Source organism: Stutzerimonas degradans (assembly GCF_024448505.1).
GTDB classification, from domain to species: Bacteria; Pseudomonadota; Gammaproteobacteria; order Pseudomonadales; family Pseudomonadaceae; genus Stutzerimonas; species Stutzerimonas degradans.
Genome location: NZ_JAMOHV010000002.1, coordinates 283,164 through 303,745 on the forward strand (window position 1 = coordinate 283,164; position 20,582 = coordinate 303,745).

Here is a 20,582-nt window from a genome sequence, read left to right on the forward strand (position 1 = left end):
CTGTCGGAGGCGGAGATCAGGTGCGGGACGCTGAGGTGCCCGCGAACCCAAGAAACGCATGCTGTAAGCGAATCGGCATCGACGGCTTGGAGCGTGCATGTAGGCTCTGCCAAGTCCCGTCACTGATGTCGCTCGGGGCGAGGCGATCTACCGAGCGCGAAACTCTTCTCAAGTAAGCGTTGACGCCATCCGCGGATTCCGAAGGAGCGCCGGCAAGAACGTACCCCACCATGAAGCCGATAGCATGGTTCTCGCCGTACTTCTCCTGGATGAATCGATCCATGCCCTCGACGACGTACTCTCGACACAAGTGAGTGTCCGACCCGGCGATTCGTTTGCATTCGATGATCGCGTGCGGATCATGCTCCTGCGTGCGCAAGAAAATTTCGACGAACGCCAGCGGGATGTCGGTACGTCCGTCTGGCAGCATCACGTTGCTTTTGGATCGCGATTCCGTGCCAGGCAGCACCATGATCTGCTTCCACGGGGAGTTCTTCAGCGCAATGCGCATCCCGTCCCGCAGGCGCTCGGTCATGATTACCTCTCCAGCGTTGGCATTCACGTCCTCGGCTGCGCATGCTCGCTGCCAACCTGCGGCCAGTGTCAGCAGAATGACCGCCACAACCTCGGGCTCAAGTTCAATGAACTCTCTGCCCAGTGCAGGAGGTGCCTCATAGGGGATCCTCAAACTTTGCCCCCTGAAAAGCTCTCCGCGACCACTGCATCGGCATCTTCCAGTGCCGCTATGCCCATCCAGTAGCGCCGCGCTGCTGGCTTGATGATCACGACTTCGTTGCGTCCGTGTACTCGCAATTCCCGCTCTGCACTGAGCGCGGTCGCAATCTTGACTTTCAGGCGCCTGCCGATACGTGCCAGTACTTCACCCAATTCGCCTTGTGGTGCCACGACGCTCACGCTCGCATTACCCGGCCCTTCTTCCAAGACAAAGCGCACGACGCGCAAGGCCGAACTGCTTGGCAAGTCGAGCACTTCGGCGCGCATGTGCCGCTTATTGCGAACGGAAAGCCAATCCTCGATAACGGACAGGAACGTCTTGGCATACGCCGTGACCTCAGTACGACTGTCCGATGGCTCCACGGATGATTCGCGGCCGGTTTCCCATTGCCACCCGGCGCGAAGGAGGCCGTCTCGAATGACAGTTCGGTCGGCATCGTTCAGTTCGTACAGATCGAAGACAGCTTCGTCCAGTTCAGCCCATCCCCTCTCGTCGGTGCCGTTGGCGCGCAGATTCTTCTCAATCTGCAGCAGGCGCTGGCCAGCCTCAGATTTCACTGCGCTCGTGAAATTAGGCACCGGTAGGAAGCTGAGGTCGCGAGCCAGCAGCTTCCTCTTGTAGATTCCAAACTCTGCAGCGGTCAGATAGAAGAACCATGTCGCAAAAGCAGAACTCAACACGGTGGCAAGCAAATGTGCCGTCCGCGTGTGCCCTCTCGGAAGAGACACTGCGAAGTATGAGTTCGTGAAGACGAGATCCCGCTCGGAGACGGCCGCCAAGACGCGTGGACTCCCCAGAAGCATTTCCTTCACGATGAGAAGCGGGGCTTGATATATCTCCCGCGATCGTGGCCATTGTGCCTTCGATTGGCTGAAAGTCGGCAAATCATCGGGAATGTTGAAGTGCTGCATGTCTTTGACTTGCAGTACATCCAATCCTTTTAGCGGGCGAGCATCGCGCGTCTGATTCTCTGGGGCCCCGCGAATCAATCCAACCTGGAAGGTAGTGTCGAGTAATGAGAGTTGCTCGCCCAGATTTCTGTGGGCCGAAGTCAAGTCATCCAGCAATAGGAGGTCACGGCGCCGGCCAACGGCTGCTGCCTTGAGCTTCAACGGCTGTTCTTGGATTTCGTCGAGTGTCAAAGTGATGACGTCACTCGGCGCCACCTCGAACGAATGAGTCCTTGCACCGCTGGGCGTCCACGGGATCTGAACGACCGTGACCTGATCCGTTCGCTGCTTCGGTCGATGACGGGCAAAGAGAACCACTGCGGGCATGGCCGCTGTCGCGAAGAGCCAACTGCACAAATTGGACAGATTTACCAAGGTGATCGGAGCCACGGCTCGCATCACATGCTGAGCTGCTGCCATGCCGGTGCCGCTGCGGCTGAAGAACGGCATCGCGCTAAGAATGATGCCGAAACGGGTCTTCTCATGTGAGAACTCCGCCGCTCGCAACACGAAATCCAAGCCTTCACCGCGCGGTTGCGCAGGTACGCCCGCAACCCTGGTCTTGCGCCGCGCTTCGGTTCCTGTCTGCCCCCTAAAGCTCCAAGGGGGATTGCCCACGATAAGGTCGAACTGCTTCAGCCCTGTCGGCGTCGCCAGCACGGCCTTGCCATCTCCATCACGTTCGACAGTACGAGCGTCACCGACGAGCAATGTCCTGCCGATCAATGGCTGGAACTTCAGGGACTGCGGTGGTTGCGGGTCAGGGTCCAGCTCAAGCGCAGCCAGGTACAGGCTGAACGCAGCGACGCGAATCGCGGCTTCGCTAATGTCTACGCCATACACCTGCCCGTAGAGCGTCGAGCGGATCAGCTCCCTCGTGGGCGGCTGACCTTGCGAGCGAAGATGAACCAAGCGCCGCAGCGCTTCGACCAGGAAGACACCGGAGCCGCACGTCAAATCCAGCACCGACTCCCGTCCAGATAGACCATCCATGACCTCATCGAGGACCAGCGAGACGACGGACAGTCGCGTGTAGTGCACGCCGTTTCGCAACGCTTCTGTGCGCTTTCCTCCAGTCTGCGGCTCAGCATGTGCAAACTGCTCGTAGATCGAGCTGATGAGCTCGACCGGAATCACGTCGAACTGGTACGGGAAGAAGCTGAGTTGCCCGCTTTCAGGATCGACAGCCTCCAGGAACTCCGCAACCCGCGTCAAATGGTGAGCTGCTGGTGTCGTTTTCACCGACGAGGGCGGAAACATATCGCCGTTGAAGGTCTGGGCCAGCCATGCGAACAGCTTGCTGGTCGCTGGCCGGTCGTGCAGGATCGCCGGCAACGCCGTGCGGCCGCATACCCGCTTCAACCGCGCCGCACTGACGATCTCGCGGTCAATCAGGTACTGGGTGAAGATCACGCGCCCAATCAAGGCCTGCGCCGCATCGCGCGCGAGATTGCCTGCGACCAAATCGCGTTCGAGACATCCAAGGTCAGACAGGAGCTTCTGATCGACGCTGGTCTTGCGATCGATGGCCGGCACCTGGGCCCAGAATTGGCCCGTCTCGATCGCCAGTCGGCCGGCCAACTCGTCCAGTTCATGAAGCGAACCTTCGATGTTCTCGAAACGCCGAATCAAATGTCTCTGGGCATCGCCTTCTTTCGCGGGTGTGCCGAAACCGTTGTACAGGTCGATACGCTGCGGCGAGATCACCCACAGCAACGGCGCGAACCCCTCGTTCCAGACCTCTCGTCGCCACTGGCTGACCAGATCGTCTGCAGGCGCGCTTTGCTCAAACTTGAAGTAGACGGTCAACGACGACGCGCTGCGCCACAATGCGTCCGGAACAAAAACGCGGCCGTGGCGCGAGGACTGCGCCTCGGCCCCCAACCGAAGACCGGGCGCGGGTTGCCCGTCCGGCAGGTAGCCGGTTGCGGCGAGCACCTGTTCCAGCGTGGCAGTGTTCACGCCCTACTCCGGATAGCTTCGGGTGGAAACGGCAACGCTGCCTGGCTCGGCGTCGGGACGATCGGCAGCATGTGCTGCTGAAGCCGCATGATCAACGGATCGAGCGGGATGACGAGAGTCGGTTGCGTCGGCGCCGGTCCAATCCCCTCGGGGCCGATATCGCACAGGGTCGCCGAAGTGGCCGTCACGAACGCCACGGACCCATTCAGCGCCAATGCGCTACTCGTGCCCAGCAACCGAAAGAGCGCGTCAACGCCGACGCTGACGGTGGCGATGTGCACTCCCAACGAGCTGACCAACTCATTGGTAACGGCCAAGCCTAGGAGATCCGCGAAGGTGAATCGGGCAGCCTTCCCGGTCTTGGACGCCAAGTAGGGCACGGTCTTGCGCCAATGCCGCACCGTTTCGACGGACACGCCGGTTAGCGTGCGCATCTGGTCCTGAGTGTACTGGATGGCGGTGACGGCAGACATTCGCGTTGCTGGCAACTAGAAAATATGCAGATTCTGCCATGCAAAGGTGTGCTTCTCAACAGGTAAAGGCCGGTTCAGCCGCCTATCCCACAAGCCTTCCAAGCTTCCGAAAGTCGCGACCATCAGAGCGCATCGCGAACGTGTGGATAGGGGCAAGACGCAAGGCGCCCCCGGAAGGGGCGCCTGCGGACTACAACAAGCCGGCTTCGGCGAACGAGTACGGGCTGCCCTTGCCGACGATGAAGTGATCCAGCACCCGGACATCGACGGTGGCCAGGGCGCTCTTCAGCCGCTCGGTGATCACACGATCAGCGGCCGAGGGCTCGGTGTTCCCCGAGGGATGCTGATGCGCCAGGATCAGCGCCGAAGCGTTGAGCGCCAGCGCACGCTGGACCACCACCCTCGGATACACCGAAGTCTGGTCGACCGTGCCCTTGAACAGCGGCTCGTAGGCGAGCACCTGGTGCTGGTTGTCGAGAAACACGACGGCGAAGATTTCGTTCGGCTCCGCGACCAGTTTCAGGCGCAGGTAGTCGCGCACGGCGGCGGGACTGCCCAGCGCCGGACCGGCCTTGAACACGCGGTTCTCCAGCAGGGTGATGGCCTGCTGGATGATCCAGTCTTCGTGCTGGGCGGCGATCAGGGTGAGCGACTCCGGGCGGGAGTCGGCGATGGCAAGAGACATGGCGAACCTCCAATGGATGAGATCGGAGGGCGCCTGCCCCAGGAGGGCAAACCCTCCGGGGGACGATGGGGATGGAACAGGTGACGAGCGGGCATCCACCACCGCGGATGCGGTGGCTGTTCGCGTCAAGGGATGCGATGCGAACGGGTTTCGATCAACGCGGACGAGCCGCGCCGCAGCCTTGAAGATCGATGGCTACCTGGGCATGTCACCGGCGACGCCGGCGGGCATGTCTGGGGAATGGGCGGGTTCGGCCGCGGTCGTGCTGCCGGCGGCGAGCAGGTCGATGGCCGACAGCAAGGCATCGCCTTCGACGGGACCGTGCAGCAGGAGGGTCTTGCCGGACTCGCGGTCGCGCAGTTGCAGGGCCGGCGTGGCCGCGATGCCCTGCTGTGCTGCTTCCGCCGCCTGGGCACGGATGACGGCATCGGGGCGCTCGCTGTCGAGACAACCCTGCATGGCCGGCGTGAGGTCGGGATAGCGCAGGCCCTCCGGCAGGCCCTGGCCGTCGCCACGGGTGTTTGCGTAGAGCCAGGCCACTGCCTGCCAAAGCGCGGCGTGTCCGCCCGTCTCGCCCGCGCACTCGGCCAGGCGTGCCCCGGCAGTCGCGGCCGGCTCGTGCATGGACAGCGGCAGGTGGTGCCACTGCCAGTTCACCTCGGGATGGGCGTCGATCCAGCGCTTGAGTTCGGGGAAGTAGGCCCGGCAGTACGGACACTCCAGGTCGGCGTAGCCGACCACCGTGAAGCGCGCATCGGCACGGCCATACAGCCAGGGCGGGCCAGCCGGTTTCGGCCCCTCGGACCCGGCGGCGGCCAGGGGCATGGACTCGGTTGCCGGATGCGGCGCGCGCAGCAGCATCCACGAGGCAACCGCAATCGTCACCACGATCAGCAGACCGATCCAGGGATGACGGCGGGCGAATGAGGGCAGGCGCATCGTGTCGCTCCCGTCAGGCCAACGTATCCAGCGCCAGCGGTTCGATGCCCCGCGCACGGTCGATCTTCTCGGCCACGCGGAAGGCGGCGTCCAGCTCGCTGATGCCGTGCTGCTGCATCAACTGGAAGCGTTCGGCCTTCTCTTCGGGCTCGGTCATCGCCATCGCCAGGTAGAGGCTGGGCGGCACGGCGCGGAACAGCACTTCCATCGACTTGGACAGGATGACGCCCTCGCTGAACTTGCCGGCCTCCTTGCGGGCCGAGAGCATCAGCGCCTTCTGCGAAGCGTTGAGTTCGCGGAAGCGCGCGATCTTCTCGACTTCATCGGGCGGCATCGACAGGCAGATCCACCACTCGATCATGTTGAGCATGGGCTCGGCCGCTTTCGGCAGGTCGTCCAGGTTCTGCGTGGCGAGCCAGAACCAGGCGCCGAGCTTGCGCCACATCTTGGTGATCTTGACCACGTAGGGCGCGAGCAGCGGGTTCTTCGTGATGATGTGGCCTTCGTCCGTCACGTTGATGATCGGGCGGCCCAGGAACTGGTCGCGCTCGGCGATGTTGTTGACGGTGTTGATGAGCGAGATGTAGGCAATCGAGAGTTGGGCGTTGTAGCCCTCGCGCGCGAAGGTGGCGAGATCCACGATGGTGATGTCCGCCTCGGGCCACGGCGTGCCGGACCGGTCGAACATCTCGCCGTCCACGCCTTGGCAGAACATGTCCATGGCGTCGGCCATCTCCAGCAGCCGTGCGCGCCGCATCTCAGGCAGCGTGGCGTCGCGGGCGCGCTCGCGCAGCGCCTCGCGCACGTCGCGGGTCAGTACCGTGCGCTTCTCCGCTACGCAGCGCTGGGCCGCATCGAGGATGCACTGGCGGATCAGGCTGCGGTCGGCGCGCGTCATGCGCGCTTCTTCCTTGTCCTCGCCGCCGGTGATCATCAGCCGTGCAGTGATCTCCAGTTCGCCGAGCACGTCACGCTGCTCATCGCCTTCCACGGCCATGCCGGCATCGGGCTGATCTTCGTCGAGCGCATCGGCGTCCAGCGTCTGTACCTGGCTCGGCGTATCGACCAGGCGCCAGGCGTCGGCGAACGGCGCCAGACTGACGCCCGCGCCGGGCGCGAGCTTCACCCGATGCACGGTGAGGCCCAGCCGTGCCGCGAAGTCGCCGAACAGGCCGAAGCTGTTGCCCGCCTCGACGATGAACAGGCGCGGCCGATAGATCGCCGTCACCTGGTTCAGGATGTTGTTGAGCGTCGCGCTCTTGCCCGAACCCGTGGGGCCGAACAGGAACAGATGCGCGTTCATCTGCCGGTCGAGGCGGTTCAACGGATCGAAGGTGATCGGACCGCCGCCGCGGTTGAAGAACGTGATGCCCGGATGCCCGGTGCCCTGGCTGCGGCCCCAGACCGGCGCCAGGTTCGCCGCATGTTGCGCGAACATGAGCTGGGTGTACCACTGGCGCTTGTCGGCAGCCGGATCGAACACGCACGGCAGCCAGCGCAGATAGCTGTTCAGCGGCGCCACCTCGTCTTCCTCGCGCACCGGCTGCAGGCCCGCGTTGAGCATCACGTTGACGAGTTGCAGGCCGCGCGCGTCGAGCTGGGCCAGGTCGCGGCCGCGCAGGTAGAACGCCAGTGCGCCGCGGTAGAGCTTGTGCGCGCTACCGATCAGGCCGCGCGCCTGCTGCACGTCCTGCCGGGTCTGCTCCGAGGCCAGGGTCTCGCCAACGGCCTTCCTGGCGAGGTGGTTCAGGTGCGCCTCCAGCACGTCCTGGGGCGTGGCGACCAGCGTCAGGCACATCACCGTGTCCTCGGGCATCTGGTCGAGCAGCGCGTTCATGGCGTCGCCGCCTTTGCGCGTCTCGCCCGTCAGATGGCCCGTCACGGGTGGCGTGCGCAGGCGATCCATCACGATCACCCGATGCGGCATGCTGTCGAAGAACCAAAGGCCGTTGGGCACGTCCGAGCGTGGCTTGCCGAAGAACAGGCGCTGCGCGAAGTCGGTGCCGCTGGCGAGTTCGATCTCGCCCTCTTCCCGCTCTTCCGGGTAGCGGGTCAGCGCATAGAAGCGCTCGCGGTCTTCGGCGCTCGGGCCGAGCAGGGTCGGATGCGGGTTGAACCAGCGCAGCAGCCAGGCGTGGATGTCCGTCGCGCCGAGACGCCGGGCTTTCACGCCGGCATTCGCCAGCACGCCGACCAGGCGGTCGCAGGTCGTGGTCAGCGCCTGCTCGGGCGACTGGCCGCGCCGTGGGGTCGGGGCCGCGGACGTGCGGCGATAGACCACCATGCGCACGCGCCGGACCAGGCCGCGCCACGGCAGGCGCGTCACCGTGGTGTCCTCGAACAAGCCGCCCGGCTTGGCGATGGCCTGCAGGTGATGGGCGAAGAAGCGCAGGTAGAAGTCGCTGAACGCGCTGCCCTGCGCACGCGGCTGCAGATAGTTCGCCAGGGAGCGCAGATAGTTGTTCCAGTCGGCCTCGTCCTGGGCGTAGAGCTGCACCACCCAGGGGTTGTCGTCCAGCTCGTCGAAGGAGTCCTGCAGGGCGTTCTCCAGCGCATCGCGCGCCTGCCATAGCCAGGCCATCTCGCGGCCCTCGGTGCCGACCGGCGCCAGCTCGAAGAAGGCCGCCACCGACTGGCCGTCTTCCAGCAACATGCACTTGCTGCCGGGCAGGTACTCGACCCAGGGCAGCAAGTCCGCGAACGACGGCGCGACGCCATAGAGCGCATCGTGGTCGGCCTGGGTGGCCGGCCTGCGCCGGCCCCGGCCGAGCGCGCTGCCCGGCTCGGCGACACCCTGTGCCGCCAGCGCCGTTACGTGCCGTGCCCAGGCATCATCGGCCGCATCCACGGCGTCAGCAGGCGAAGCGTCGGGCTTGCGTGACCACGGCAGCGACCAGGCCATCAGTAGTCCTCCACGCGCTCGCCCGGCATCGCGTACTGCACGCGCTGGTAGAGCGGGAACACCGTGCTGTAGCCGGGCACCGGCACCGGGTCGGTGCCCGCCAGGTGCGGGAACACGTACATCACCAGGTCGGGGTTCGGCAGGCGGTGGAACTGGCGGTGAATCTCGTTCTGCGCGGTACGGGTGTAGCGCTCTTGCACGGCGGGTGTGGCCTGCACGTCGGCTTCGGTCAGCGGCCGGCGCAGGCCCTGGCGTGCGTCGAGCAGTTGCCGTGCGGCGGGGCCCCCGCCTTCGCCGCCGCCGGTCTCCCGATGCCAGATGTCGAGCATGGTGTTGTGGCCGTGGGGCAGGAGCTTCTCCTTGCTGGTCGCGCAGCCGCCGAGCAAGACGGCCGCCAGCAGCACGACGGCCGCGTCAATCCAGGTCCGAGGCATGGGCTTCTCCGATGCGGTGGTTCACCCGACGCCCCTGGGCGTCGCGGTCGATGTTGAGCGGCTGCTCCAGATGCACGGCGACCCTGGCGCCGGGCTGCACGTAAACGGCCGCGAAGGCCTGGCCATACAACTTGTTGACCCAGTCGGCCATGTCCCGCACGCCACCGGCCAGGATCCGGCCCATCGCTTCGTTGCCGCCGATGCCGACCGTGCCGAGCGAGCCATTGCCGTTGGCGACCACGGCGACGCTGCCGTTGTCGGATTTGATGAGCGAGGCCGCGCCCGCGCCGGCCGCGGTGATCAGCGCCTGGCTGCCGAGGTACTGCTGCGCGTTGCTGCGCCGCTCGCCGCTGACGCAGGGAATGCCGTAGGGATCGCTGATCCAGCCCAGGCCGGGCGTGGCACTCGTCGTGCTGTTGGCACTGGCTTGCCCGCCGCGCTGGTCCCGGTTACCGTCCTCGGGCACGGTGCGGATGGTGCCGTCGTGGAACACGAAAGTGACCGAACGGATTTGCCCGCGCACGCACGAAAGCGTCCAGTCCCCAGAGGCCGTGCCGCTGACCACGGCGCCGGCCACGTCGGGGATGTCGATGCCGTTGGCCGTGAGGTTGTCCGGACCGATCAGCACCTTGAACGGGTACGGGTCGTTTACGGTTCCGTCGATCGGCACGCGCCCGATCAGCGCCGTCATGGCAATCGACCCCATGAGCGTCGAGTTCGACGGCACGGTGTAGACAGCCTGCGCGGATGCGCCCACCGCGCTGCTGCCGACGTCGGCGACGGATTCCACTGCGGCCGACAGGCTTTTCTGGGCCGGCACGAAGCTCTGGGGAAAGCTCGGCTCCTTGCTGCCGTTTGTGGCGTCGACCTTGGCATCGTCGGGCTCGACCCACTGCGTGCCACTGGTGCCGCGGTCGAGGCGCTGCCCGTCGCCCTCTTCCAGCCCCAGGCCGACGGGCAGGTCGGACGGGCCACCCTTGCCGGCAAGGCCGTCCAGTTGCCGCTGCAAGTCCTGCAGTAGCCCCTGGGTCTGCTGCCTGTCGCTGGCCACCTGGGTGCGCTCTTGCTCCAGGCGGTTGCGCTCGCCTTCCAGCGCGCTCTGGATGCGCTGGTCGATCGCGCTTTCCCGCGCCCGCAGACGCTCGTTCTCGGCCTTGTGCTGCCTGTTGTCGCCGAGCGCGCTCTGCAGCTCGGTGCGCAGCTGCTTGACCTGGGCCACCAGCGTGGCGACGGTATCGCGCGGCGTGTCGCCGGCGATGCCCAGGGCCTTCATCTCCTCGGGCGTGAGCGTACCGGCCGCGCCCTTGGGGGCGGGCTGGCCGCCCGGGGCGCCGGAGAACAGTTTGATTCCGACGAACACCAGTAGCAGCGCCATCGGGATCAGCAGCCACTTGAGCAGCGGATTACTCTTCATCGCGCGCTCCTGCCGTCGAGCCGGCCGCGGCGGCCGGCGGCCGGCGGCAGGTTCACGGTGGCGTCGATCGGGCTCAGCGCCGGCAGCAGCGATTCGGCCAGGCCGTGGCCGCGCGTGACCAGGTAGAGCACCGTGGTGTCGGACGGGGTGCCGGCCGGCCCCAGGTTCGGATGCTGGAAGGTCGCCGCCACGAAGTTCCCCTGCAGCGCGCGCGGGTCGAGGTCGAGCCAGCGCGCGGCGGTGTTGGTGAGTCGCACGGCCGTCACCCACTGGTCTTCCAGGCGCCACGCGGCCAGCGCCCGCGCGTGCACCGGCAGCGTCGGCAGCAGGGTGTCCAGCGCGAGGTCGCGGCGCAGGTTCACGCGCCCGATGCCGGACACCGGCTCGACGGTGCGCAGCGGCGCGTACAGGTTCTGTGCGGCATGGCGCGTCAGCACGACCGGTAGCGGCGTTTCGCGCCGGGGAACGGATTCGTCCGCGGGTGCATCGGCCTGCTCGTCCGCGCCGCCTGTCGTACCGCCGCCGTAGCGCTTGGCGGGGGCTTCCGCTGCCACGATGCGCACCGGCTCCAGCGGCGCCTGGCCGTCCTGCGCCGGCTCGGCGGCGATGTCGAGCAGGATCAGCGCGCCGGATTCCACGTCCTGCAGTTGCAGCCGCGTCGGCGGAATCGGCTCGCTCGCCCGCAGGTAGATCGCGCCGCCCGTACTCTGCACGCGCAGGTGGTCCCCAACGCCGGTCGGCACGCCGACGCGCACATTGCGCTCGATGAAGACCACGCGCTCTTGGCCGACCACCAGCGGCACCGGCAGGGGCAGGCGCTCCCAGCGCAGGATTTCCACAGCCTGGCTGGCCGGCACGACACCGAGGATCAGCAGGAAGGCGGCCAGGGCCGACAAGGCAACGGGCTTCATGGGGAGTCTCCCTGCAGATGGCCGGAGGTGTTGGCGGGCGCGCCGGCCTGGGTCAGCGTCGGCGGCGGTTCGATGCGCTGGGGTGCGCCGGCGTAGCAGTCCAGCACCAGGCCGAAGGGGTTGCGCTCGGGGTCAATGTCCAGCCGGACGACCTTGATGGGGTAGCGCACCAGGGCGCGCTTGACCTGCTCGGAGCCGTAGTATTCGTCCGCGCTCACGTCGAGCGTGACGATCCAATCGCGGTCGGAGACCACCTTGACGCGCGTGGCCGGATCGTCGCCGTAGCCGCGGCCGGGAATCTCGTAGATGCCGCGCACGCGCCGACGCAGCTCGCCACTGGCGCGCCGGTATTCGTAGTCCTGCTGCAGGAAGGCCCGGCAGCTCGGTGTCAGGTAGGCCGACAGCGCGCGCAGGTTGCGTGGATAGTCTTCTTCGCCGTTCGTGGGCCAGCGCTGCACCTGCTGCCAGATGTAGAACGAGAAGGCATACACGCTCTCGGGCGGCACGTCCCACCACTTGCGCGTGCTGCCCGAGCGCAGGTCCGGCGGCACATGGATGGTCAGACTCTTCGGCGCACTCCACCAACCGAAGCCGAGCAGCAGCGCCACCGCGAACAGCGCGCCGGCGCCCAAGCGCAGCGTCTTCACGTGCGCCTGCAGATGCGCAACCTCGTTCTTGAAACGACTCATGGCGCACCTCGATCGGCATTGCGCCGGGTCGTCCAGTAGCCCGAGCGGGTGACGAGGCGCTGGCCGCCCAGGAGCGCTGCCAGCGCCGGATTCCGCAAGGCCAGCCGCCACTGGAGCTGCCGGTACAGCCAGGTGTCGGGCCGACCGCGCTTCTGCGCGCGCAGGAAGCCGCCGCCGACGAAAACGCCCAGCGCGATGCCGGCGACGATCAGCGTGGGCACCATGGCGATGCTGTGCGTGAGCCAGGCCAGCGGCAGGCCGAGCGCGAACCCGGCTGCGGCAGACAGGCCGGCGCAGATCCACAACTCATCGGCGGTCAGCCCGCGCACGACCACCGGCTGGCGGTTCAGCCGGTGCGGCAGGAAGGTCACCAGCGTGTCGCGCGGGGTCTCCGAAGGATCGGCCATCGCTTGCCGCCCTTACAGCACGCCGGTGGCTTTGGTGAGCAGCCAGATGCCGACCACCAGCAGGATCGCGCCCACGGCGACCGTCAGGCCGAACTGGCCCCAGGTGGCGCGGCCGGTGTGGATCTCCGAGTAGCGTGTGTAGGCGTGATAGCAGACACCGATGAACATCGAGGCGACCACGAGCAGCGCGATCAGCAGCACGATGTCGTAGCCGTAGTTCTGCAAGGTCTGCAGGATGCCGCTGCCTTGGCCGCGCGATGGGTCTTCCATGGTCGGCAGGCCCTGCGCGAAGGCCGACAGCGGTAGGCCCGCGAGCGCCAGCGGCAGCAGCGGTGCGGCGATGCGGGACGGGATGCGATGGGATGTCGTTGGAGTGTTCATGGCGCATGGCCCTTCGTGACGGTCAGGAGAGGAGGAAGAACGTCAGCACCAGGTACATCGCCACGAAGCGCACGACGACGGCGAGGAACTGACGTTCAGTGATGCGGTGCTCGGCCCAGCCGACGTAGGCGGTGCGCATGGCCCACACGCCCCACAGCAGCAACACGGCGAACACGAAGCCCAGCACCACGGCAGCGACGGCCGAAGGCGCAAAGCCGCCGTTGGCCTGGAAGGCGGCGACCTGATCGGCAGAGGGCGTCATGGCGACGGCTCCTCGTCGTCGGCGCGGTCACGGCGAACGTAATCGCCGGCCAGCGGGACGGGATCGCGCGGCTGGGCGCGCTGGGGCACGAGGTAGTCCTGCACGCCGGTACGCACGCGCGTCAGGTCGGCACGCAGCCGGGCGTAGTCGAAGTGGTAGCGGGCGCGCGCCTGCGGTGTGGTACTGGCGGCGTGCTCGGCCAGGCGGTCGATCAGGTCGAGTTGGCGGGCGAGCGCGGCCAGTTGCTCGTGTTCAGCGGCAGCATCGCCGGCCGATGCGGGCGATGCGCCGGCCAGCGCGATGATCAGCGCCAAGGCCAAGGCCGGCACACGGCGGCAAGGGGGCAGCGGGTTGCCAAGGGGTATCATCACGCCGTTCCGCAGTCGTCTGGATGGTGGGATGCTGCGGTGGTCGGCTGGAATCTGCCGCAAACAATCGGAACGGGCTGCGAACCGGATTCACGTGATCTACTTCGTAGAGTACCAAGCTAGCGCTTGCCGTGTCCGGCGTGCCCTGCGCCGGAGCAGCCAATCCACGACCGGGGCGAGCGCCGTTGGCAGCACCTGCACTTCTTCCAGTTTCGCGTCTCATCGATGCCCACCGCCGTGGGTGGGGTGCACGCGGTGAACTTCAGCGCGGCGCGGCGGCCGTGTGTGGACGAGACTAACGCCCGTCGCGGCCAGCGCTCTACGTGACGTTGTTCCATAATACCGATGCGCGGCGCTTGCTGTTCGCCACGCCGGGCCGGGATGCCCAGACCTTTGCGACGTTCGCAGCCGATCTGCGTGCGTATGGTGGCGAGCCCGACGCGATCACCGACATTGGTATCGACTGCCCAGGGCCTTCCAGGCGGGCGCGGCCAAGCAGCATCCGCAGGCGCGCCTCGCCTTCGATCCATTTCATGTGGTGGCGCTGGCCAGTCGGGCGCTCGACCAGGTTCGGCGTGCGGAAGTGAAGCTCGCGCCGGAGCTAAAAGGCAGTCGTTGGGCGTTGCTCAAGCGCGCGGCGCACTGGTATCGCAAACAGATCGACAGCATGCATTGGCTGCAGCGCAGCGGCCTGAAGACAGCGCGTGCCTTGCGCCTGAAAGAGGCATTGCGCCAACGCTATCAAGCACGCCCCGCACCGGATGACGCCGCTAGCCTGCTCGACCGCTGGATCTCGTAGGCACGTCGCTGCCGGCAGCGGACGAATGGCTTCGCCTTCGCTCCTGATGCCCCTCTCGTGAACTCAAGTCCGACAGGCTACTAGGCAGCGGTGCTAAGGATCCTCTGAAGTAGCCATGCATTTCTGGCTGACTTCAGCCTCCGCTGATTTTAAAAGCGGCAAATCAATCAGCCGCCGCGAGCAACTCGCGGTAGCCATTCCCCTCACTACAGGTGCACCTCTCCTGCGTTCGTCAGTAAATGCGGGCGTGCCATCCACCGATTCGACAGCGCGAATAGTGTCACCAGTTGCGCCGTGTTATTCGCCAGACCCCTCCTGCCGTCTCGATGGCATACACAACTTAAACTTTTCTGCAGCGCTCTTGGTGGGCGCCACAGCTCCGGCGTAGAGGCTGAGCAGCAGGCTCACCTCGTTGCGGGCCATCGCGTCCTAGACAGTGGAGGCGCCGCGATCAGTCGATGAGAGGTGTGCGTCGAGCGCCGACTTGACCTTGCCCATGTACGCCTCGGCGCTGCCTCGCTTGCGGAGAGCGCCAGGATCTTCTCCGATGGCCAGTCGAACTTGCCGAGGTTGGTGACCAGGAAGAAGGCATGCACCAACAGGTCATCGGGGCGTTCCTGCACCACCAGCACCACGCGCCGTGGCGTCGGCCAGGAACCAGCCTGGTACTCAAGGTCGTGGCACCACTCCCGAGGCTGCTCGGGTTGACGGCCCGGTGGCCGCTTCAGGTGCGGTGCCGCCAGCTTCTGCAGGCCGATGTGGCTGCGCAGCAGGCCACCCACCATGTCGCCCGTTTCGGCCAGCGAAGCCACCAGCGGTGAGTAAATCCGTGCGCTGTAAAGCCCATGAAACGCCGAGCCACCCTAGTGGCCGTGGACATCGATCGGCACGCCGTCGATGTCCAGCGTCAGCTGCTCGGGGCGTTGGCCATGCTTCAGCGAGGTCAGACGCCAGACCACCAACAGCAGCAGGTCTTCATGCACAGCATCGATGTTGTCATTTCGCCCCATGCAGGTCAGCAGCCGCGACAGCGTGGCTTGAGACAGCCGACCCTGAGCTAGGGGCTTCATGCCACGCGCACCGCTGCAGGCCAACTGCCAGAGCGGGTCACGGCGCAGCGTGCCGGTATCGCTGAGATCGATCCAGCCCATCGCGCGCTGCAGCACCAGAGTGCGAAGCTGGCTGGCCAGCGAATGACGGATGCGCAGCGGGTTGCGGAGGTCGATCAGATTGTCCTCCAGCGCCTCGATCACGCCGCTGTTCGAGGGTTTCACGCAACAACAGAGCACCGCTGTCGCTGGTGGTGCGCTGGCCGCTCAGCTCGACACGAACAGCGCCGTTTCAGGAGGGCGTCCAGGCGGAAGGCTTTCACCCATAGCGGATGGCTCTCTTGGTTCATGTTCTTGGCGGAACACACTGAATTTCCGAGAGAATACCATCCGCTATCTTCGTTTTCAGGTCGGCCTCATGAATAAGCCGGGTTAATTCATGAGGTGCGCTTACTGGTCCCCCACCTGAGTCGGCTCTTTATACCCCCAAAAAAAACTGATGCGCCCACGTCCACACTATCGGAACTGTCGTGCAGCTATAATCCGCGCCACCAAACAGACGGTGCAGGTGCAAGGCACCCTCGCGCCTTAATAGGCGGCCATAAATAGCACGACAACGCCCGCCAACGCCAAGCCGCCGTGCCCGATGATCGCCCACCAAGGCTTGGCGTTACGGAACAGCACCCCAAAAAACAACGCCCCTCCCAGAAAGGCTGCTACCAGCAGGCCCAGCGCCCAGAAAGCGGCCTGCGGAATCGAAGCATCGGGCCCGCCGCTAAACAACGCATAGACCAGCGTCACGAGTCCCGCGAAGGCGAGCCCACCGTGCGCCAACCTCAACCACGAAGGGTAACGCACCTTTATAGCCGTCAGCAGGGCTAAAAGTAACCCGCCCGAAGCAGCCGCTACCATCCACCAGAATATCCACTTCACAAGCTCCATCAGTTGCTCCTCAATTTGGTGTCTTTATAGAATGACGGCCGCCACTCGCCGCCCCCAATAATGTGGCATTGCTAGAATATAGCAACGACGAAAACCAGCGGTCTTCCAGTAAGCTCATTCCATCGATAGCACATTGACTTACTTGCTCGCTCAAAGACGGTCAAGAAGTATCGCTAACGAATACGCAAGTGCAACTTTCAGTCCGCCTCCTTGCTAATATTATGATCTTAAGCCAGCATCAAGACTTATCGCCACCAACCTGACCTGCAATGCACATCTCAGTAGCCACTCATGCCTACCAGGCTAGTTAACCAGATAGCTATTGAACCCGAAGATTGAGCCAACAAAGATAGCGGCTCAAATTGATCAGTTCGAACTTCAGAGGCTTACGATAAGCGTTTTAATCAGAATGAATAATTATAGGCCAGGACGAAATTATCTTGCGCTATGGACGATTTCACGGGCGATGAGGTGTTGTAAGCCGACCGGTTGGTCATACTTTCCTTGAAGGCGTGCGAGTAGGCAGCATCGAATCTGCCTGATTTGGATAACTGATAACTAAATCCTAAAGAGGCATGATCCTGTAGCACTGCTGGAATCAGCGCCAGCAGCCCTTCGTCATTGAATGGCTGCGTGGCATGACGGTATCCTGCTCGCAGGGTTAAACGCGGGGTTGCCGCATACGACGTGCCAATCGCCATGATCGTTTGATCCTTGGCATCCTGCGGCAGCTTTAAGTCAACATCGCCCATCCCACTGGCGAACCCCAATTTAATGTCCTTCAAAGCATCCTTCCAGAAAACGCGAGAAACATCAAAAGCGATCAACCATTTATCCGTGACCTGATGGCTGATACCCACATCAAGCTTGGCTGGCGTATTGAAGTCCAAAACCCGAACCTCGCCTTCGATAGGCACATTACCGGCAATACCGTCCACCGCTGTAACAGTCCCCTTCCCTTTCAAGTCGTTCATGTGACTTTTGAACATGTAGGAGACACCCACATTCGTTGTGGGGGCCACCTTGTACAATAACCCTAATCTGCCCGAATACCCCCACCCATCAACGCCACTCGAAATCTCTTTGTTTTTGCTAACGCTCAAATGGACACCCCGTGGGTCGGGCAAGGTTCCAATCACCCCCATTAAGGAGCCGGACGCTCGCCCATCCCCCGCTAGACTACCTAGCTGGTTCATTCCAAGTAAATAATCAAGATTCAAGCCAGTCCACTTGGCATCAAGTGAACCGCCAATGGTCAGGCGATCGTTAACTTTAAAGCTCGCAGCAAAAGGTATATCAAGGATAAACAAACGGCTCGCATTTTCAAGACCGGTATCCGCCCCGGCAGCATAACCCTTTCCACCAACATCACCGCGCGACAAAAAACTGTCATCCCCATATTCCACCCCTACACCGGCTTGTGCAAACACGCCCGCACCGAAGGTCCAGTTGGAAACCTTGTGGATATAAGCAAACTGGGGGGCAACATAGGGTCCTCTGTTGTTCGAATGGTCACTCGACGACACATGCTCCCCGGTCTCCAGGTTAGTGGCGCCAATGTCTGTAGTGATAAGATCGAATCCGAGCAACAGTTCGCCGGCAGAATCAGATAAATCCATGGTCGCTGGGTTGACCATCATCGACGCGGGCCCGACATAATGCGCAACAGCCGTTCCACCCATGCTCCTAGAAATTGCTCCAAAGCCCTCCAAGAACAAACCATCCGTCGCTATCGCATGGCTTGATGCGATACCCAAGATCACACCACTAATTACCTTATTGGGTAAATTTTTTATTTTCATATGCTTCACCGTTTATTAACGTTTTTATATGGGGAAAACAACATCGAACAACACATTCTCTACGCTACGTTGGAAAAGTTCCGCACGGGCCGCGCATTTCTACCAGCACGCGTCAACCAATCCGGAGTACCGGCTTAAGCGTCACGCCTTTTTCCGAATCTTCGGCGGCTCGATTGATTTCATCAAAAGGATAAAACTTAATCAGCTTGTCAAACGGAAACTTCCCCTGACGATAAAGCTCCACCAGCCTGGGAATGAAAATATCCGAGATCGACTGACCCTCAACGATTCCACGAAGCTTACGATTGAATAGCAGGAAGTTAATGTCAACGGGAACTGTGGCCCCCATAGGTGGCGCACCTACAATACCGATCTCACCGCCTATAGCAGAGCTGTGGATCGCCTGCGTAAGCACGGCGGGCAAACCGCTAGTCTCCAATACATACGGAACACCGTCAGCGAATATCTCTTTGATCGCCACAATGGGATCGTTAGCGGCCGGGTTAATAATGTGCGTCGCCCCAAGTTCACTGGCTAGTTCCAGCCGGTTTTCCTTAACGTCGACAGCGATGATGGTGGTACAACCTGCTACAACGGCAGCCATCACGGCCGAAAGACCAACTGCCCCAGCACCAAAAATTGCGATAGCAGAACCCGCTGGCGGATTAAGCGCATTCAGAACAGACCCTGCGCCAGTTTGAATGCCACAACCAAGAGGCCCAAGCAACTCAAGCGGTACGTCTTTTGTAACCTTCACAGTGTTGCGTTCATAAGATAGCGCATATGTCGCAAAGGAGGACTGCCCAAAAAAGCTTGCTCCCACCTCTGCCCCTTGGTGATCGTGGATGGTGCACTCCCCGGTTACCGAGCGCCCCATAAAGTTAGGGCCAAATGAGTTTGCACAACTAGTAGGGTCTCCGGAAAGACAAGCATCACAGCTCCCGCAGGTATAAAATGTCAAAACAACATGATCGCCCGGCTTAACCTTTTTGACCGCGGACCCAACACGCTCAACCACACCAGCCCCTTCATGCCCAAATACCATCGGTAGTGGAACCGGATAATGCTGATCGCGACAAACCAGATCCGTATGACACAGCCCGGTTGCAACCAATCTAACGAGAACCTGATCTTCAGCTGGCTCATTAAGAGCTACATGCTCAAGTAAGAACGGGCCATTTTTTTGGCGAACTATTGCCGCTTTGATTTCCATTTCCATCTCCTTCTTTATTCCAGACTAAAGCTATAAACCGATATTTACCAACTTTTGGACAACAACCTATTTATCTCACCGCCATCAATTTTTTGCCGAAAGACGATTCCAATCATAAATTTACCGATTAGCTCGAATACCCGTAAGCTCGACTATGCATCGAACCACAGTTAAACTTGTAAACTTCTGCTACTGCTAGCAAGGAGGTCTATTATAAAAACGGTCCGCAAACACTAATTCCCGCGCAACACCAAGTCGAACGAGCTCGGTCTCGGCAGCGTCCACCATAGGGGGCGGCCCGCAAAGGTATCCTTCATAAGGCTGCCCCGTGAGGTACTCCTTAAAATACTCGGTTACCATGCCACGTTTCCCTTTCCATGACGACGTAGAAGACTCTTCGGACAAAACTGGAATAAGCTCGAAGCGCCCACCCCAATCGAGTTGCAGCGCTTCTATTTCGTCGAGGCAATATAGGTCACGTTGTTGACGAGCTCCAAAGAACAACAACACATCACGCTCTCGCTGGGCCTGGGTCATGCTCTGCAAAACACATTTAATTGGAGCAAGCCCCGTTCCGCCGGCTACGCAGACCATCGTCGCATTGCTCTCATGGAGCCCGAACTGTCCATAAGGCGCTCGCAGGGTTAGTGTCGCTCCCGTACGATCGCCACCAAATAGCCAACCACTGAAAACTCCACCTGGGACAAGGCGAACATGGAAGCTCAGGGAGCCGTCAGGTTGGGGCGGAGCGGAAAAAGAATAACTCCTTACAGCAGAGCATTCTGCACATTCTACATCTGCATACTGGCCGGGGTAGAAGGCTATCTGCTTATCGGGCACTACTTCCATCTCGATTATATCGTGCGCCAGCCGTTTCTGCTTACTAATCAAGGCACTCGTTTCTATTGGAACTAACGCCTGCCCGAGCACTGTGTCTAGCTCTATCTCGAGATCTTCTTTTGGTATGCATTGACAACCCAAACGATAGCCGGACTGATACAGATCGCCACTCAGACCCATAGCAGAAGATGTCAACTCATTCACCCTGCCAGATATCAGTTTATATTTACATGTCCCACAAGATCCGACTTTGCAATCATGCGGAAAGGCAATTCCTTGATGCAGAGCGCTTTCCAGAATGGTTTGCCCGCGTGGCACCTTAAACTGAAACCCCTGCCCTCTAACTGAAACGGTAGATTCCCGAGGCGGCAAAAATAAACCAGAGATTTTCTTAAAAAAACTCATTCATAAACCCATCGCTCAG

Annotated in this window: 19 protein-coding genes and 2 pseudogenes; 1 reads left to right on the forward strand and 20 read right to left on the reverse strand. The window is 62.5% G+C overall.

Annotated features, from left to right (window positions below):
* Nucleotides 1-16: 16 nt before the first annotated feature.
* From NAV27_RS04220 to NAV27_RS04285, 14 genes are all read right to left on the reverse strand, one after another.
* Nucleotides 17-535, reverse strand: coding sequence for a hypothetical protein (locus NAV27_RS04220; RefSeq protein WP_017462901.1), 519 nt, complete (start codon nucleotides 533-535; stop codon nucleotides 17-19).
* Nucleotides 536-684: 149 nt separating this feature from the next.
* Nucleotides 685-3,648: an HsdM family class I SAM-dependent methyltransferase gene (locus NAV27_RS04225; RefSeq protein ID WP_018076246.1), complete on the reverse strand. Its 2,964-nt coding sequence runs from the start codon at nucleotides 3,646-3,648 to the stop codon at nucleotides 685-687.
* Nucleotides 3,645-4,121 carry a MerR family transcriptional regulator gene (locus tag NAV27_RS04230; protein ID WP_016446149.1) on the reverse strand — a complete coding sequence of 159 codons (477 nt, stop codon included), beginning with the start codon at nucleotides 4,119-4,121 and terminating at the stop codon, nucleotides 3,645-3,647. Before NAV27_RS04230 ends, NAV27_RS04225 begins: the two co-directional genes overlap by 4 nt.
* A 190-nt stretch (nucleotides 4,122-4,311) precedes the next feature.
* Nucleotides 4,312-4,806, reverse strand: coding sequence for a RadC family protein (gene radC, locus NAV27_RS04235; RefSeq protein ID WP_003140985.1), 495 nt, complete (start codon nucleotides 4,804-4,806; stop codon nucleotides 4,312-4,314).
* 195 nt (nucleotides 4,807-5,001) lie between these two features.
* Nucleotides 5,002-5,745: a DsbA family protein gene (locus NAV27_RS04240; protein ID WP_016446150.1), complete on the reverse strand. Its 744-nt coding sequence runs from the start codon at nucleotides 5,743-5,745 to the stop codon at nucleotides 5,002-5,004.
* A 13-nt stretch (nucleotides 5,746-5,758) separates the two neighbouring features.
* Complete coding sequence (locus NAV27_RS04245; RefSeq protein ID WP_102827452.1) at nucleotides 5,759-8,647, reverse strand: conjugative transfer ATPase; 2,889 nt, start codon at nucleotides 8,645-8,647, stop codon at nucleotides 5,759-5,761.
* Complete coding sequence (locus NAV27_RS04250; protein WP_102827453.1) at nucleotides 8,647-9,081, reverse strand: TIGR03751 family conjugal transfer lipoprotein; 435 nt, start codon at nucleotides 9,079-9,081, stop codon at nucleotides 8,647-8,649. The genes NAV27_RS04245 and NAV27_RS04250 overlap by 1 nt, the downstream gene beginning before the upstream one ends.
* Nucleotides 9,062-10,495, reverse strand: coding sequence for a TIGR03752 family integrating conjugative element protein (locus NAV27_RS04255; protein WP_102827454.1), 1,434 nt, complete (start codon nucleotides 10,493-10,495; stop codon nucleotides 9,062-9,064). The genes NAV27_RS04250 and NAV27_RS04255 overlap by 20 nt, the downstream gene beginning before the upstream one ends.
* Entirely contained in the window at nucleotides 10,492-11,406 is a 915-nt protein-coding gene (locus tag NAV27_RS04260; RefSeq protein ID WP_160524675.1) for a TIGR03749 family integrating conjugative element protein, read from the reverse strand. The genes NAV27_RS04255 and NAV27_RS04260 overlap by 4 nt, the downstream gene beginning before the upstream one ends.
* A complete protein-coding gene (locus NAV27_RS04265) occupies nucleotides 11,403-12,095 on the reverse strand; it encodes a PFL_4703 family integrating conjugative element protein (protein ID WP_045633949.1) in 693 nt (230 codons plus the stop codon). Before NAV27_RS04265 ends, NAV27_RS04260 begins: the two co-directional genes overlap by 4 nt.
* Nucleotides 12,092-12,502, reverse strand: coding sequence for a TIGR03750 family conjugal transfer protein (locus tag NAV27_RS04270; protein ID WP_045633950.1), 411 nt, complete (start codon nucleotides 12,500-12,502; stop codon nucleotides 12,092-12,094). The genes NAV27_RS04265 and NAV27_RS04270 overlap by 4 nt, the downstream gene beginning before the upstream one ends.
* Before the next feature lie 12 nt (nucleotides 12,503-12,514).
* Nucleotides 12,515-12,883 (reverse strand): TIGR03745 family integrating conjugative element membrane protein, encoded by a 369-nt coding sequence (locus NAV27_RS04275; RefSeq protein ID WP_045633951.1) that lies wholly within the window; start codon nucleotides 12,881-12,883, stop codon nucleotides 12,515-12,517.
* Nucleotides 12,884-12,905: 22 nt separating this feature from the next.
* Nucleotides 12,906-13,145, reverse strand: coding sequence for a TIGR03758 family integrating conjugative element protein (locus NAV27_RS04280; RefSeq protein ID WP_003294214.1), 240 nt, complete (start codon nucleotides 13,143-13,145; stop codon nucleotides 12,906-12,908).
* Nucleotides 13,142-13,513, reverse strand: a complete 372-nt coding sequence (locus tag NAV27_RS04285; RefSeq protein WP_045633952.1) for an integrative conjugative element protein, RAQPRD family — start codon at nucleotides 13,511-13,513, stop codon at nucleotides 13,142-13,144. The genes NAV27_RS04280 and NAV27_RS04285 overlap by 4 nt, the downstream gene beginning before the upstream one ends.
* Nucleotides 13,514-13,976: 463 nt before the next feature.
* On the opposite strand from NAV27_RS04285, the gene NAV27_RS04290 reads away from it, so the two are divergent.
* Nucleotides 13,977-14,312: a transposase gene (locus NAV27_RS04290; RefSeq protein WP_081262894.1), complete on the forward strand. Its 336-nt coding sequence runs from the start codon at nucleotides 13,977-13,979 to the stop codon at nucleotides 14,310-14,312.
* 206 nt (nucleotides 14,313-14,518) lie between these two features.
* Here NAV27_RS04290 and NAV27_RS04295 read toward each other — a convergent pair.
* From NAV27_RS04295 to NAV27_RS04320, 6 genes and pseudogenes are all read right to left on the reverse strand, one after another.
* A pseudogene (locus NAV27_RS04295) lies at nucleotides 14,519-14,626 on the reverse strand (IS5/IS1182 family transposase); the annotation flags it as partial.
* Between the two features lie 118 nt (nucleotides 14,627-14,744).
* Nucleotides 14,745-15,727, reverse strand: a pseudogene (locus NAV27_RS04300) (transposase); the annotation flags it as partial.
* Nucleotides 15,728-15,949: 222 nt separating this feature from the next.
* On the reverse strand, nucleotides 15,950-16,303 hold the full coding sequence (locus NAV27_RS04305) for a hypothetical protein (RefSeq protein ID WP_011005926.1): 354 nt from the start codon (nucleotides 16,301-16,303) through the stop codon (nucleotides 15,950-15,952).
* 404 nt (nucleotides 16,304-16,707) lie between these two features.
* Complete coding sequence (locus NAV27_RS04310) at nucleotides 16,708-18,105, reverse strand: OmpP1/FadL family transporter (protein WP_102827455.1); 1,398 nt, start codon at nucleotides 18,103-18,105, stop codon at nucleotides 16,708-16,710.
* A gap of 112 nt (nucleotides 18,106-18,217) precedes the next feature.
* A complete protein-coding gene (locus NAV27_RS04315; protein ID WP_045633711.1) occupies nucleotides 18,218-19,318 on the reverse strand; it encodes an NAD(P)-dependent alcohol dehydrogenase in 1,101 nt (366 codons plus the stop codon).
* Between the two features lie 195 nt (nucleotides 19,319-19,513).
* On the reverse strand, nucleotides 19,514-20,563 hold the full coding sequence (locus tag NAV27_RS04320) for a 2Fe-2S iron-sulfur cluster-binding protein (RefSeq protein ID WP_045633710.1): 1,050 nt from the start codon (nucleotides 20,561-20,563) through the stop codon (nucleotides 19,514-19,516).
* Nucleotides 20,564-20,582 lie beyond the last annotated feature (19 nt).

What these genes read in the sequence shown, in the direction of transcription:
- NAV27_RS04220 (WP_017462901.1), bottom strand. Translation starts at nt 535, where the DNA reads ATGACCGAGCGCCTGCGGGACGGGATGCGCATTGCGCTGAAGAACTCC.
- NAV27_RS04230 (WP_016446149.1), bottom strand. Translation starts at nt 4,121, where the DNA reads ATGTCTGCCGTCACCGCCATCCAGTACACTCAGGACCAGATGCGCACG.
- radC (WP_003140985.1), bottom strand. Translation starts at nt 4,806, where the DNA reads ATGTCTCTTGCCATCGCCGACTCCCGCCCGGAGTCGCTCACCCTGATC.
- NAV27_RS04240 (WP_016446150.1), bottom strand. Translation starts at nt 5,745, where the DNA reads ATGCGCCTGCCCTCATTCGCCCGCCGTCATCCCTGGATCGGTCTGCTG.
- NAV27_RS04245 (WP_102827452.1), bottom strand. Translation starts at nt 8,647, where the DNA reads ATGGCCTGGTCGCTGCCGTGGTCACGCAAGCCCGACGCTTCGCCTGCT.
- NAV27_RS04250 (WP_102827453.1), bottom strand. Translation starts at nt 9,081, where the DNA reads ATGCCTCGGACCTGGATTGACGCGGCCGTCGTGCTGCTGGCGGCCGTC.
- NAV27_RS04255 (WP_102827454.1), bottom strand. Translation starts at nt 10,495, where the DNA reads ATGAAGAGTAATCCGCTGCTCAAGTGGCTGCTGATCCCGATGGCGCTG.
- NAV27_RS04260 (WP_160524675.1), bottom strand. Translation starts at nt 11,406, where the DNA reads ATGAAGCCCGTTGCCTTGTCGGCCCTGGCCGCCTTCCTGCTGATCCTC.
- NAV27_RS04265 (WP_045633949.1), bottom strand. Translation starts at nt 12,095, where the DNA reads ATGAGTCGTTTCAAGAACGAGGTTGCGCATCTGCAGGCGCACGTGAAG.
- NAV27_RS04270 (WP_045633950.1), bottom strand. Translation starts at nt 12,502, where the DNA reads ATGGCCGATCCTTCGGAGACCCCGCGCGACACGCTGGTGACCTTCCTG.
- NAV27_RS04275 (WP_045633951.1), bottom strand. Translation starts at nt 12,883, where the DNA reads ATGAACACTCCAACGACATCCCATCGCATCCCGTCCCGCATCGCCGCA.
- NAV27_RS04280 (WP_003294214.1), bottom strand. Translation starts at nt 13,145, where the DNA reads ATGACGCCCTCTGCCGATCAGGTCGCCGCCTTCCAGGCCAACGGCGGC.
- NAV27_RS04285 (WP_045633952.1), bottom strand. Translation starts at nt 13,513, where the DNA reads ATGATACCCCTTGGCAACCCGCTGCCCCCTTGCCGCCGTGTGCCGGCC.
- NAV27_RS04305 (WP_011005926.1), bottom strand. Translation starts at nt 16,303, where the DNA reads ATGGAGCTTGTGAAGTGGATATTCTGGTGGATGGTAGCGGCTGCTTCG.
- NAV27_RS04310 (WP_102827455.1), bottom strand. Translation starts at nt 18,105, where the DNA reads ATGAAAATAAAAAATTTACCCAATAAGGTAATTAGTGGTGTGATCTTG.
- NAV27_RS04315 (WP_045633711.1), bottom strand. Translation starts at nt 19,318, where the DNA reads ATGGAAATCAAAGCGGCAATAGTTCGCCAAAAAAATGGCCCGTTCTTA.
- NAV27_RS04320 (WP_045633710.1), bottom strand. Translation starts at nt 20,563, where the DNA reads ATGAGTTTTTTTAAGAAAATCTCTGGTTTATTTTTGCCGCCTCGGGAA.